This is a genomic window from bacterium (genome assembly GCA_035505375.1).
GTDB lineage: Bacteria > Hydrothermota > Tepidihabitantia > Tepidihabitantales > Tepidihabitantaceae > UBA2258.
In genome coordinates, this window is sequence record DATJQV010000085.1 from 1 (window position 1) to 13,050 (window position 13,050).

Annotated in this window: 14 protein-coding genes; 13 read left to right on the forward strand and 1 reads right to left on the reverse strand. The window is 59.2% G+C overall.

Features of this window, described 5'->3' with window-relative positions:
* Window positions 1-237: 237 nt before the first annotated feature.
* On the forward strand, window positions 238-1,119 hold the full coding sequence (locus VMH22_15000) for an ABC transporter permease (GenBank protein HTW92996.1): 882 nt from the start codon (window positions 238-240) through the stop codon (window positions 1,117-1,119).
* A gap of 166 nt (window positions 1,120-1,285) precedes the next feature.
* Window positions 1,286-1,630 (forward strand): four helix bundle protein, encoded by a 345-nt coding sequence (locus VMH22_15005; protein ID HTW92997.1) that lies wholly within the window; start codon window positions 1,286-1,288, stop codon window positions 1,628-1,630.
* On the opposite strand, the gene VMH22_15010 is transcribed toward VMH22_15005, so the two are convergent.
* Window positions 1,611-1,811 carry a hypothetical protein gene (locus VMH22_15010; GenBank protein ID HTW92998.1) on the reverse strand — a complete coding sequence of 67 codons (201 nt, stop codon included), beginning with the start codon at window positions 1,809-1,811 and terminating at the stop codon, window positions 1,611-1,613. The genes VMH22_15005 and VMH22_15010 overlap by 20 nt on opposite strands.
* A gap of 511 nt (window positions 1,812-2,322) precedes the next feature.
* Between VMH22_15010 and VMH22_15015 the strand changes: the two genes are divergently transcribed.
* From VMH22_15015 to VMH22_15065, 11 genes are all read left to right on the forward strand, one after another.
* Window positions 2,323-3,681, forward strand: coding sequence for a polysaccharide ABC transporter ATP-binding protein (locus tag VMH22_15015; protein HTW92999.1), 1,359 nt, complete (start codon window positions 2,323-2,325; stop codon window positions 3,679-3,681).
* Window positions 3,682-3,712: 31 nt separating this feature from the next.
* The gene (locus VMH22_15020) at window positions 3,713-3,964 is read left to right on the forward strand and encodes a hypothetical protein (GenBank protein HTW93000.1); all 252 of its coding nucleotides are present in this window, start codon (window positions 3,713-3,715) and stop codon (window positions 3,962-3,964) included.
* The gene (locus tag VMH22_15025) at window positions 3,948-4,883 is read left to right on the forward strand and encodes a hypothetical protein (GenBank protein HTW93001.1); all 936 of its coding nucleotides are present in this window, start codon (window positions 3,948-3,950) and stop codon (window positions 4,881-4,883) included. The genes VMH22_15020 and VMH22_15025 overlap by 17 nt, the downstream gene beginning before the upstream one ends.
* A gap of 15 nt (window positions 4,884-4,898) precedes the next feature.
* The gene (locus VMH22_15030; protein ID HTW93002.1) at window positions 4,899-5,603 is read left to right on the forward strand and encodes a WbqC family protein; all 705 of its coding nucleotides are present in this window, start codon (window positions 4,899-4,901) and stop codon (window positions 5,601-5,603) included.
* Between the two features lie 128 nt (window positions 5,604-5,731).
* A complete protein-coding gene (locus tag VMH22_15035) occupies window positions 5,732-6,295 on the forward strand; it encodes a GNAT family protein (protein HTW93003.1) in 564 nt (187 codons plus the stop codon).
* A gap of 97 nt (window positions 6,296-6,392) precedes the next feature.
* Window positions 6,393-7,634, forward strand: a complete 1,242-nt coding sequence (locus VMH22_15040; GenBank protein HTW93004.1) for an aminotransferase class I/II-fold pyridoxal phosphate-dependent enzyme — start codon at window positions 6,393-6,395, stop codon at window positions 7,632-7,634.
* The gene (locus VMH22_15045; GenBank protein HTW93005.1) at window positions 7,610-8,662 is read left to right on the forward strand and encodes a glycosyltransferase; all 1,053 of its coding nucleotides are present in this window, start codon (window positions 7,610-7,612) and stop codon (window positions 8,660-8,662) included. The genes VMH22_15040 and VMH22_15045 overlap by 25 nt, the downstream gene beginning before the upstream one ends.
* Window positions 8,663-8,758: 96 nt before the next feature.
* Entirely contained in the window at window positions 8,759-9,160 is a 402-nt protein-coding gene (locus tag VMH22_15050) for a hypothetical protein (GenBank protein HTW93006.1), read from the forward strand.
* A 20-nt stretch (window positions 9,161-9,180) separates the two neighbouring features.
* Window positions 9,181-10,293: a DegT/DnrJ/EryC1/StrS family aminotransferase gene (locus tag VMH22_15055; protein ID HTW93007.1), complete on the forward strand. Its 1,113-nt coding sequence runs from the start codon at window positions 9,181-9,183 to the stop codon at window positions 10,291-10,293.
* Window positions 10,290-11,666, forward strand: coding sequence for a hypothetical protein (locus VMH22_15060; protein ID HTW93008.1), 1,377 nt, complete (start codon window positions 10,290-10,292; stop codon window positions 11,664-11,666). Before VMH22_15055 ends, VMH22_15060 begins: the two co-directional genes overlap by 4 nt.
* A gap of 26 nt (window positions 11,667-11,692) precedes the next feature.
* Window positions 11,693-12,820, forward strand: a complete 1,128-nt coding sequence (locus VMH22_15065; GenBank protein ID HTW93009.1) for a glycosyltransferase family 4 protein — start codon at window positions 11,693-11,695, stop codon at window positions 12,818-12,820.
* The last annotated feature ends 230 nt before the right edge of the window (window positions 12,821-13,050 follow it).

Below are 13,050 nucleotides of genomic sequence, written 5' to 3' on the forward strand. Positions count from 1 at the left end.
CATAATCGCGGACTCGACAGAACCGCGGTCCGACAGGGAGAACCCGAAACCGCCATCCCATGTGATGGCCGCGACTCACCGCAAATCGCACAAAGGACCCGAGTCACGACTGGCAATCCACAGTTCACGTTCCTCCCTTCCCTCTGCAGCTTACTCCCTTGCGCTTCTCTCTTCATCAACCGTCCTTCCTGCTTTTCTCTCTGGCGCTCGGTCCCAACTGAAAGAGAATACGCTGAGATGACAAGACCACTGACTGGCGATACCGTTACGAGTGCTCCGGCCAATCACTGGGATCTGGTGATCCGCCCTCACCGTAACTGGCTCGACCTCAAACTCGGAGAACTCTGGCGCTACCGCGACCTCGTCATGCTCTTCGTCCGCCGCGACTTCGTGTCGCAGTACAAGCAGACCATCCTCGGCCCGCTCTGGTATCTGATTCAGCCACTACTGACGACCATTACCTTCACCGTGGTCTTCGGCAACATAGCCAAGCTTCCTACCGACGGCCTGCCGCAATTCCTGTTCTACATGGCCGGGACCACCGTCTGGACCTACTTCGCAACCTGCCTGACCAAGACCTCCGAAACCTTTGTCCAGAACTCGCAACTCTTCGGCAAAGTGTATTTCCCCCGCCTTGCCGTCCCGGTCTCAATCCTCATTTCCAACCTCATCGCCTTCGCCATCCAGTTCGTCTTCTTTCTTGCCTTCATGGGCTACTTCGCGCTGAAAGGTTCGCACATTCACCCCAACTGGTGGATCCTGGCTACTCCGCTCTTCGTGCTGATGATGGCGGGCCTCGGCCTCGGCTTCGGCATCATCGTTTCGGCCCTGACCACCAGGTACCGGGACCTCCGTTTTCTGGTCCAGTTCGGTGTCCAGCTCCTGATGTACGCTACCCCGGTCGTGTACTCGATTTCGTCCGTCCCCGCCCGTTTTCGGCCGCTCATCAAGGCGAACCCCATGACCTCGGTCATTGAGGCGTTCCGCTACGCTTTCCTTGGCGGCGGCACCCCCAGCATCGGCCTGTTGGCCTACAGCTTCGCCTTCATGATTGTCATTGTGGCCCTTGGCGCTATCATCTTCAACCATGTCGAAGCGACATTCATGGATACAGTATGAGGGCTAGACAAAGGTCAAGGTTTAGGTTGAGGTTAGGCATGAGACCAACGCCAAGGATTGGGTTAAGGCTAGGGCTAAGGCACAGATGAAGAACCTCAGACCGGAATCTCGACCTTCACCTGAACCTCAACCTGGCGCGAAGCCTCGCTTCGCGTCTTTCCGCAACATGCCTGTTTGGCAATCGACTATGGCCGTCGCCGAGCAGGTCTTCTCGTTAACCGACAAGCTACCCCGCAAAGAAGACTACGGTTTCACTTCGCAGGTCCGTCGCGCTGCGCTCAGCATTTCGGACAATATCGCCGAAGCCTTCGGCCGCTCGCACACTCTCGACAAAGCGAACTTCTACCTTATGGCTCGTGGCTCGCTAACTGAAACGCAGAGCCACCTGGAGTACGGCGAGCGAGTAGGCTACCCGGCCGCGTGCGATGTTGCGGCGCTATCCGACAGACTCGACCAAGTCCATGCCGAGATCAATCGAGTGATCTCGCCCCTCAGGAAATCCTCCAGATGAGCGTCCCCTTCTCAACCTCAACCTGTCCTGCTACCTTGGTCTCAACCTCTCGCTCCGCTCCTCTCTTGGTCTCAACCCTGGCCTCAGCCTTAACCTCTTTTCTTTCAACCTCAGCCTCAGCCTGTTCTGTTCTCTCACCCTCAACCTCGGCCTGGATGACCCCGGCTGCGATATCTGCCACGGAAGCTCACCTGGGAATTGCGCCGGAGGTAACTCCGGCCGCAACCGCCGGGGCAAACCGAGGAGCAGACTCCGGAGCAACGAGCGGACTAGCCTCCGGGCTAACTCGACCGGCTGGCTCCCCGGTTACGAGGGAAGTTCACCCGCAGATGAGTCCTGAAATTGCCCCGGGGTCTTCGGGTGGAACAACGGCCGAGATTGCATCGGGAACGACATACGAAGCAACGCTGCCCGCAACTCCGAGAATCTCCCTCCAGGCTATACGTAAATCTATCCCTCAACCCATCCGAGGGGCAATCCCCCGGGTGGGGGTGTCATTTCCCAGCCTCAAGCCTAACGCCTCACGCCTCAAGCAGTTAGGCCGGAAAGACGGTTCGGACCAATGATACCAATCTGTCTCATTGCGGTTGGCCGCCGCATCTCAGGCCTAGCCTCAGCCTTAACCTCCCTCCTGCCCGTGACCTCAACCTTGACCTTCTCTTTCTCAACCCTGACCTTAACCTCAACCTACGATGTCTGACACTGTCATCTCGGTCGAGCGCCTTTCCAAGGTCTATCGCCTCGGCCAAGTCGGCACCGGGACGCTGACCAACGACCTGAAGGTCTGGTGGGCGAAGGCACGAGGCAAGCCCAATCCGTTGCTGAGGATTGGCCAGACAGACCACGGCAACCGCGATGGCGAGACAATTTGGGCGCTCAAGGACGTGAACTTCGAGGTCAAGCAGGGCGAAGTCCTGGGCATCATTGGCCGCAACGGCGCTGGGAAAAGCACCCTGCTCAAGATACTCTCTCAGGTCACCGCTCCCACGCAGGGATGCGCCAGGGTCAAGGGCCGGGTGGCGAGCCTTTTGGAGGTGGGTACCGGCTTTCATCCTGAGCTGACCGGAAGGGAGAACACCTATCTGAATGGGGCCATCCTTGGGATGACGAAGGCCGAAACCGGCCGCAAACTCGACGAAATCGTCGCCTTCGCCGAGACCGAGAAGTTCATGGATACGCCGGTCAAGCGCTACTCTAGCGGCATGCTTGTGCGCCTGGCCTTTGCCGTCGCAGCCCATCTCGAACCGGAGGTCCTGCTCGTGGATGAGGTGCTCGCCGTTGGAGACGCAGCGTTTCAAAAGAAGTGCCTGGGGAAGATGGGCGATGTGGCCAAAGGTGGCCGGACGGTCTTGTTCGTGAGCCACAACATGGTGGCGGTACAGAGCCTTTGCGGGGACGCGGTGTGGTTGGATCGTGGTTCGATCACTCGGAGGGGCAGATGCAGTCAAGTTGTCGCGGAATACCTGCAGTCCTCCGCCGGGTCGGGTTCATCCGAGCAGATCTGGGATGACCCTGCGACCGCGCCAGGCAACGAGGCTGTTCGACTGCGGCGAGTCGGCGTGTGCCTGGAGCGAGACCTGGCATCGGGCCTCATCACGATGGCGAGCCCGTTTCGAATAGAAGTGGACTGGTGGAACCGCGTGAAAGATGCGCGGCTGACCGTCGCGTTGCACGTCATCGATGAACAGGGGGCTACGGCCTTCACGACGGGCAGTTCACTTGACCCACAGTGGCGCGACCGGCCGCTGTCGGTCGGCCTTTATCGGAGCACGGGGTACTTCCCCGGCAATCTGTTCAACAGCGGCAGGTATCGCGTCTTGCTTCTGGTCGTCAGAAACCTCAGCACCATCATCTATCGTCACGACGACGCCCTCTCCTTCGACGTCGTCGATCTGACCGAGAGAACGGAAGGGTGGCTTGGCCGGGAGCCGGGTGTGCTCCAACCTCTGTTGAGGTGGACAACGGAATACGTGGCCGAGGAGTCCCCTTCGGCCGACGCCGTCGACGCCCTAGGAGTCGACAGAGAGATACCATGCCCTCAGCCGAAGTGACTGGCCACATGCGCCGTGATTCTGCCAAGCGATGAAGACGATGGACTCGGATTTGGACTTCTACTGCTACCTGAAAGCCAATCTGCCCAGGGGCTACGCGATTGTCGCCGAGCCATCGGCCGAGTATTACTCAGAGTGGCGATTTTCCTACAGAGTACTGGAAGGAACTCGACAACTCTGGAACATCGGCGGCGACTTCCGGACCTTGCGAAAAGGGACGCTGGTTCGCAGGGCCAGGAGTATCCTCAAGCGGACGGGGAGCAGACATGATAATTGGTACTAAACTGCCTCCGGAGCACACCGACGTTACATACTTCAACCTGGGCAGGTCAGCGTTCGCCTATTTAGTCGGCTTTGTCGCTAGGCCCAAAAAGGTCTACCTGCCAACGTTCACCTGCTGGTCGCTGGTTTCGACCATGGTCAGGAGGTTTCCCAAGATAGAGATGGCCTTCTACACCGTGCGGAAGGATCTGACGCCCGAGTATCCCGTCGGCATAGAGAAGGACGAACTACTTGTGTTCATCCATTACTTTGGACAGGAAAACCGTTCGGTCCTGCCACCATCAAGTGGTTGCATTCTGGAGGATGTCTCGCACGCTCTGGCCTCCAAGATCGCGTTTCGCGGCGACTATGTCTTCGGCAGCCTACGGAAGATGCTGAAGGTGGGTGACGGCGGCTTCATTCAGGCATACCACAATCCGATTTACGAACCGAGCTCCAAGTTGGATACGTGGCTCAGGTATGAAGCCGCGGACTGGCGCGACATGCGAGAGGCAGAGAACATGATCGACCGAAAATGGGAAATGGCCGATATCTCAAGCCAGTCGTTGGCCGTGGCCTTGACCAGCAACCTGGATCTCGTGCGGCTGAAGAGGCAAAGGAACGAGAGGTTGTTGACGGAGAGTCTGCACGTGGGCAGACCGCTGCTGGCATACCGGGACCATGAGGGGCCGTTGCTCCACAACCGCGTATTCGATTCCAAAGAAGAGCGGGATTCACTGAGGGCATTTCTGGCAGGCAAGGGTGTGTTCACCTCGATTCATTGGCCGACGCATGAACGAGTGAAAGAAAGCCGCGCGAACATTGATGATACGCTCTGGATAGCAGACCATATCCTATGTTTTCCCGTTTCTCAGTATTACGGTGCCAATGACATGGAGTACGTTGCGACGTGCGTAGAGGAGTGGCATAGGCGCGGCTAGGTTGGAGCAGATCGGATGAGACTCGCTATCATGCAACCCTACCTCTTCCCGTACATCGGGTACTTCCAGTTGATCAACGCGGTCGACAAGTTCGTCGTCTGCGATGACGTTTCATTCATCAAGCAGGGGTGGATTAACCGCAACCGCATTCTCTTTCGCGGCCGGGACTATATGTTCTCAGTGCCGTTGGCGGATGCCAGCAGCCACAGGAAGATAAAGGACACGATCATCCACCACGAGCAACACGTCGCGTTCAAGGAGAATCTGCCGAAGACGCTGCATCAGGCGTATGGGAAGGCGCCTTTCAACGGGGTCGTCCGTGAATTGGTGCTGCGAGTGCTCGACAGTGAGGGTGTGTCGATAAGCCGCTTGGCGGTCAACAGCCTCAAGTCGGTCTGTAGTTACTTGGGCTTGCAGACGCCATTTGTAGATACATCAGCGGTCTACCAGAACGACCATTTGCGCGCGCAGGACAGAGTGCTGGATATCTGCAGAAGGGAAGGCGCCAGCGCCTATGTCAACGCGCCGGGTGGGACCAAGCTCTACCAGAAGGATGTCTTTGCAAACAGAGGCATAGAGTTGCTCTTCCTGCAGCCGAAGCCAATCAGTTACCGGCAATACGACAATGAGTTCGTGCCCTGGTTGTCCATCATCGATGTGCTGATGTTCAATTCTGTGGAAAAAGTCAAGTTGATGCTTCGTGAGTATGACCTGCAGTAAGCAAGACGGGATGCTTCGGTGACTGACACGATTTGGCGCGCGGTGTCGAAGAGACGCCGGCGGCCCATTCGTGGCCATGGCCGAACCAGCAGTCCGCATCGAGAAGCGAGCCAAGCAGGAGGTGGCGCGTGAACATACTGGGCAAGAAAGTGGTCTTGAGGGCGATAGAACCGGCGGATTTGACTCGGCTGAACGCTTGGGCAAACGACCCGGAGCTAGCGCACCTCGAGGGCAGTTGGCATTTTCCGAGTTCGATGGAGTTCCACAAGAGATGGTTAGAAGCCCTGCAGGAGGACCGGCTCAACCAGCGGTTTGCGATCAGCGCGCCGGATCTCGGGTTGATCGGATTGGCAAGCCTCATGAGTATCGACTGGAAGAACGGACACGCCCATCAGGGAACGGTGCTCGGGGCCAAGGACGCGCGGGACAAGGGCTACGGGACAGACACGGTAATGGCCATCATGCGGTACGCGTTCGAGGAACTGCGTCTTGAGCGGCTGGAAACGTTCATGATCGAATACAATGCCGTGTCCCTCCACGTCTACTGCCAGAAGTGCGGGTGGAAGGAGGAGGGCCGACGAAAGCGTAGGTACTTCCAGATCGGTCGGTACTGGGATCAGGTCTTGATCGGCATCACCCGGGAAGACTACCTTGCCCTAATCGCTGAGAACAAGTACTGGGACACGCCCTGAGATCCACTGCTATGGTAGGCTCAGACCGAGAAGTGGAAGACCGGAGCGCGATCCAGCCCGGCACGGCGGGCCCGGCCTTGGCGCGCGGAGTGATGCTGTGACAACCGGGACCAAGTCTCGTCTGGCCGATCTGGCGATCTTCGGCGGCAGCGCTGCCTTTGAGGAGAAGCTACACGTTGGACGCCCCAACATCGGCGACCGACAACGTCTGCTCGAACGTATAAACGAACTGCTTGACCGCGGGTGGCTGTCCAACAACGGCCCCTATGTGCACCAGTTTGAACAGCGCATTGCTGATTTCCTCGGCGTTAAGCACTGCATCGCCGTGTGCAATGCCACCGTCGCCCTGGAGATCGCCATCCGGGCTCTCGGGCTGAAAGACGAGGTCATTGTTCCCTCGTTCACATTCATCGCCACGGCCCATGCTCTTCAATGGCAGGGGATGACCCCTGTTTTCTGCGACATCGACCCCCGGACCCACAACATCGATGCCGCGTGCGTCGAGCGCATGATTACGCCACGGACGACCGGAATCATCGGTGTTCATGTATGGGGACGGCCGTGCGACGTTGAAGCGCTGACCGACGTTGCCCACCGGCATGGTCTCAAGCTGCTTTTTGATGCCGCTCACGCCTTCGGCTGTTCCCACGATGGCAGGATGGTCGGCAACTTCGGCAGTGCTGAGGTGTTCAGCTTCCACGCGACCAAGTTCTTCAATACGTTCGAAGGCGGAGCGGTCGTAACCAATGATGACAGCCTCGCTGCGAAGATACGCCTGATGAAGAACTTCGGATTCGCCGGCTACGACAACGTTGAGTACATCGGGACTAACGGGAAGATGCCCGAGATATCGGCGGCGATGGGCCTGACCGGACTTGAGAGCCTTAGTGAGTTCATCGCCGCCAACCGCCGCAACTACCTGCAGTATCGGCGCGAGCTGGATGGCCTGCCCGGCATCACTCTTACGGCCTATGACGAAACCGAAAAGTGCAACTACCAGTATGTAGTCGTCGAAGTAGATAGCCAGGCCACTGGTATCAGTCGCGATGAGCTGATGAGGGTGCTGTGGGCCGAGAACGTCGTTGCGCGCCGGTATTTCTATCCCGGCTGTCACCGCATGGAGCCCTATCGCTCCTGCTTCCCTGAAGCCGGCCGCAGGCTACCCGCAACCGAAGCACTAACGTCGCGCGTGCTTTCGCTTCCCAACGGCACCGCCATCACCCCCGAGGATGTTCGGCTGATCTGCGAGGTCATCCGCGTCGCCGCACTGAACGGCGCTCAGATAGAGCGCCGACTGCCGTCAGCAGCAGGCCAATGTCCTTCCTCGAGGAAACCGTGATGGCCCGTGTCGATCCGTCAACAGGCGCTTCCCTGCCCAGGGTCAGCGTCAGCATGATCACCTACAACCACGAAAGATACATCGCGCAGGCTATCGACAGCGTGCTCGCCCAGAAAGTCGACTTCGACTACGAGGTAGTGATCGGCGAGGACTGCTCGACCGACCGAACACGGTCGATAGTCGAGAGCTACGCCCGCCAGCATCCAGACAAGATAAGGCTAGTGCTATCGGAAACGAACATCGGGGGAAACCGCAATGGCCTTCGCACATACAGCGCCTGCCGAGGGGAGTATACGGCATTCCTCGAAGGCGACGACTACTGGACATCTCCCCACAAACTCCAAAGGCAGGTGGATTTTCTGGAGCAGAACCCGAAGTTCGCAATATGTGGACACTGGGTGATGAACGTCGATGAGGTGGGAAATCCCGCTCCGCGGCAATCGTGGACAGGTGAGAAGTGTCCTGAGGTGTTCGGGTTGGAGCAAGCGCTGGGCGGAACACCCCTACACCCGGGGTCCTGGGTGTTCCGAAGTAGATCTCTCCAATCCATCCCCCAAAATAGGCTGGATATGGTTGCCCGTATTCCTGCTGGCGACGACCCCCTGCTCCTGTTGCTCCTCACCCACGGGCAAGGCTATTGCTTCCGCGAGACGATGGGAGCCTATCGCCTTCATTCCGGAGGCAGGTGGTCAGCACTCTCCGAGTTGTTCAAGAGCCAGTCAATGCTCCAATACAAGTACTCACTTCCCCAGCTTCTGAGCGGCACCTCAATCGGGGCTGCCAGTCAATTGGTCGCGCGGCAAATCAGAGGCGGCGAAGACAGAGTGGCGCGAGCCATCGCCTGGAGCCTGGACCCTGCGGCAGTGCTCGAATCGTTTCGGGCAATGAGGAGCAATGGGCTGGTCCCAGGCCGACGAATCCCGGCCATCCTGGTCCGGGTTCCACTCCATGTCACGGCCAGGCTTGTCAGGTATCCGCGCGCGCTTGCCGGCAGGGCACTTCGTGGCCTGGGGCTGCGTCGTGTCTGACATGGGCCGCCACATCGCTTCCGACCGCCGCGTGTCACTTAGGTCAGTCTGTCATGTTGATGTTCTGTGTGTCCGTAAACGAAGGGGGTAGTAATAATGCCAGCTATCGAGACAATCTCTGACCAAGGTCAGACGTTGTGTATGATCGTCCGCGCCGCGCAGCTCCCCGAACGCACGACATTCCTGACGCCACCCGAGTTCAAGCAGCAGGTCGGGTTCGTCGTGTATCCGGCGGGCGGGAAAATCGTCCCTCACTTACACCTGCAGTTGGAACGCCACCTGGTAGGCACGTCCGAAGTGCTCATCATTGAGCGCGGCCGCTGCCTGCTGGACGTCTACAACGACAGCAAGAAGCTTGTTGCCACTTGCGAGTTGCAGGTTGGCGACCTCATGTTAATGGTCGGAGGAGGACATGGCTTCCGGATGCTTGAGGACACAGTCTTTCTGGAAGTCAAACAGGGGCCCTATCTCAACGTGGTGGAGAAGGAGCGTTTCTGAAGATTCAGGTCAACGAACCGTTGCTGGGCAGTCTCGAACTCGAATACGTCACCGAGTGCGTCCGGAGCGGTTGGGTGTCCTCGGCCGGGCGCTTCATCGAGGAGTTCGAAACGAAGTGGGCGGCCTATTGCGGCATGAAGCATGGCGTCGCAGTGAGCAACGGCACAACGGCTTTGCAGATTGCAGTGGCGTGCCTGGGTCTGAAGCCGGGCGACGAGGTAATCATTCCGACTTTCACCATCATCTCCTGCGCGCTGGCCGTAATCTACAATGGCGGAGTGCCGGTCCTGGTCGACTCCGAGCCTCGCACCTGGTGCATGGACGTCAGTCAAGTGGAGGCCAAGATCACGCCGCGAACTCGTGCTATCATGCCGGTTCACATCTACGGCCATCCGGTTGACATGGACCCGATTCTCGACCTGAGCGAGAAACACGGCCTGGCGGTTATTGAGGACGCGGCCGAGGTGCACGGGGCCGAGTATCTGTCCGGCCGACACGGCGCAACCCCGGCCTGGAAGCGCTGCGGTGGATTGGGACACATCAGTACCTTCAGCTTCTACGCCAACAAGCTCGTTACGACCGGCGAAGGCGGCATGGTTCTGACCAATGATGCCCGGTACGCAGAGAAGGCACGTTCACTTCGCAACCTGTGTTTCCAGTCTGGGCGGCGCTTCTACCACGAGGAACTGGGTTACAACTTCCGGCTGACGAACATGCAGGCCGCGTTGGGTGTGGCGCAGGTCGAACGGATGGATGAGATCGTGGCCCGCAAGCGCAGGATGGGCCAGAACTACAATCAGATGCTGGCCGACATCCCGCAACTCCGGTTGCCGGTTGAGGAACCTTGGGCTAAGAACGTGTATTGGATGTACGGCATAGTTCTGGCAGAGGAGTCGGGTGTCGACGCGGCAGAGTTTGCACGCCGGCTTACGGCAAAAGGGATGGAGACCCGGCCGTTCTTCCTTGGGATGCACGAGCAGCCCGTGCTCAAACAACGCGGCCTTTTCGTCGGGGAACACTATCCCGTGGCAGAGCGCCTCGCCCGCCAGGGACTCTACCTGCCTTCGGGCTTGGCGCTCACGGACGAGCAGATGGCGCGCGTGGGTGAGGCAGCGCACGAGGCGCTGAGGTGACCGAAATCCGTCACGAGCCCATGTTGTCGGATCAGCCCGGCGTAGACATCGAGCCTCGCATCGGCATCTTCCAGGCCGAGTGGCCTTTGGCGGTTCATACGGTTAACGCCGCCCGGGTGCTCGCCGAGTCCGGCTTCTGCGTCGACCTCTTCCTGTATCGCGTTCGAGAGGACCTAGTCGACGGCGCGTTTGATGGCGTCAAAGACGTACGCGTCATCCGCGTGGCCGGGGCGCCGGACCAGCGGGTCAGGCCTGCTGCAGTTAGGGGAACAGACGGCGCAGCCTCACGTCGCAAAGCCATCAAGAGAGCATTCTACAAATCGAGGCCACTGAAACTCCTGTGGGAGTTGTGCCGCGCAATCTATGTGAACACCTACGTCAAGCATTATCCTGTGTGGCTCGACCGGCAGAGGGGTCTTATGCCGGTGCCGGTGATTCGTGATACACTGCGAGCCATGAACGGCAATCGGTACCGAGCGCTCATCGGCATGGAGAAGGCCGGCTTGGTTTGGGCCGGCCTGGTGGGGGAGCGGATTCACGTTCCCTACATCTATCACAGTCTTGAACTCTACACGAGAGAGTTCTACGGCTCTTTGATGGCGATCAAGACGAAGCGCCTCAAATGGGCGGAAGAACGCTACCATAGGGGAAGCTATGCCACAATAGTCCAGGATGAGGGCAGAGGGAGGGTCCTCTTTGCTGACAACCGCGTGAAACCGGAGCGAGTCCTGTACGTCCCGGTCTCTCTGATGGGACCAGCGCGTCATGCACGGTCTTCATTCTTGCAGGAACGCTTCCACTTGAACCGGGACCACAGGCTGATTCTCCAGTTCGGGTGGCTGCAGCATAGGAGACTCTGCGTCGAGTTGGCCCAACTCGCTCAGCGCTTTCCGGAGGACTGGACGCTGGTCATGCACGGCGAAGGCGCCTCGGCCGATTACCTGGAGCGGATTCGGGCAGCCGACACCGGGCATCGGGTGCGGCTGTCGCTGGATCTGACGCCGGCCTCGCAGGTGCCTGACGTCGTAAGCTCGGCCCGCGTTGGCCTCGCCCTCTACAGCGCCGCCAACTGGAACGACCGACTTACGGCGTACTCCTCTGAGAGAGTGGCGTTGTACCTACAGTGCGGCCTCCCAGTCATAGCTTTCGATTACCCCGGATTCGATATCTTGGAATCGAGGCGTTGCGGCGCTGTGATAAAGTCGCTTGACGAACTGCGGGCTGCCATAGAGCGTGTACTTGCCTCTTGGGATGAGTTCAGCTACAACGCCCGCGCGTTGTTCGCGGAGCGCTACGAGTTCGGGTCCAACTACCAGAAGGTAGTTGAGATGCTGGGGACCCTCCCCACCCCGGGAAAGTCAAGCAGGCGTTAGCCGCTGATGCTTGGGAGCGCTTCTCTGTGAACGCCGCGCTGCCGAGGATTCTCCTGGTAAACAACACGTCCAGTCTGTCGGCAGGGACGACCAGGAGTCTTCTCCTGATACTAAGGTACCTGCGCCACAAGTACTCATTTAGCGTTGCGGCCGTCCCCGATTCCGATGGACTGCCGGGGGCACTCCTTGAACTGGAAGTCCCGTTCCACCGATTGGGTTTCCTTCCGTTCGCGTCTTTTCGCCGGCTGACTGGGCTGATGGGAAAGCAGAAGTACGACCTTGTCTACGCCAACAACCTCGGGACCGTGACACGCGATAGCTTCTGGGCGGCCAGGCTCACGGGTAGACCATTCATATGGCACATAAGAGAGCCTCTCATCTACAGGCGGTTTTGTTGGACTGTCAAGTACTCTGACGCAGTAGCCGCGAACTCGCAATCCACTGCCGAAAGGGTAACCTCCATGGCGGGCTACCGGTCCCCCGTAGTCATCCCGAATGGGGTTGACCTTGCCGAGTTCGGAACGGACCGCGTGAAGGCCAGAGAAACGCTTCTGAAAGAGCTGGGCTGGCCGGCTGATTCGTGCGTGATCCTGAATCTTGGTATGCTATGCCAGCGCAAGAACCAGCTGGACGCAATTGCCGTGACTCGCCTTGTCACCGAGCGGTGTCCCGAGGCACGCCTCGTGTGTCTGGGCGCACCGCAGGAGGCCGGGTACCCGGAGAGGTTGTGGGAGCGGATTCATCATTGCGGCCTCAGGGGGAAGGTGCGTCTGCTGGGCGCCAAGCCGAATCCTCCGTACTATCTGAACGCGTCGGACCTTCTTCTCCACACCTCCGTGGACGAACCGCAGGGCAGAGTCGTGCTGGAGGCGATGGCGGCGGAGCTTCCAGTCGTAGCCTACAGTGTCGGAGGGATTCCAGAGGCAGTCGTCGAAGGCGAGACGGGCCTCCTCGCTCCGGTCGGGGATACTGCCGCCGCGGCTGAGGCAGCATGTCGCCTGATTGAGAACCCTGAACTCCGACACAGAATGGGCAAAGCGGGGCGCGCGCGCGTAGTCCAGCACTTCACCGCCGAGGAGACGGCCCGCAAGGTAGACGGCGTCATCCAATCCGTTCTCGCCAAGCAAGTACGTTTCCGGACCGAAGGTCCATGACCGTCTCGGACACCACAACCGAAGGGGATACGCATAGTAATGGCGCAGAGGCCTGACGGGCGCAACCAGACAGGCGCAGCGAGCGCGACACACAGCACAAAGAAGATTCGTGTCGTGCATACGGTACCCTCGTGGTTCGGGCAACTGTTCAGCGGGCACACCCACTATGTCTTCGGGTTGCTAAGTGGGTGGAGAGACCGGGACGTCTCGCTTGACCTCTGGGGGACAAG

Coding starts and splice junctions, on each gene's coding strand:
- VMH22_15030 (HTW93002.1), top strand. CDS start 4,899: ATGAGACTCGCTATCATGCAACCCTACCTCTTCCCGTACATCGGGTAC.
- VMH22_15025 (HTW93001.1), top strand. CDS start 3,948: ATGATAATTGGTACTAAACTGCCTCCGGAGCACACCGACGTTACATAC.
- VMH22_15020 (HTW93000.1), top strand. CDS start 3,713: ATGAAGACGATGGACTCGGATTTGGACTTCTACTGCTACCTGAAAGCC.
- VMH22_15015 (HTW92999.1), top strand. CDS start 2,323: ATGTCTGACACTGTCATCTCGGTCGAGCGCCTTTCCAAGGTCTATCGC.
- VMH22_15050 (HTW93006.1), top strand. CDS start 8,759: ATGCCAGCTATCGAGACAATCTCTGACCAAGGTCAGACGTTGTGTATG.
- VMH22_15000 (HTW92996.1), top strand. CDS start 238: ATGACAAGACCACTGACTGGCGATACCGTTACGAGTGCTCCGGCCAAT.
- VMH22_15005 (HTW92997.1), top strand. CDS start 1,286: ATGCCTGTTTGGCAATCGACTATGGCCGTCGCCGAGCAGGTCTTCTCG.
- VMH22_15045 (HTW93005.1), top strand. CDS start 7,610: ATGTCCTTCCTCGAGGAAACCGTGATGGCCCGTGTCGATCCGTCAACA.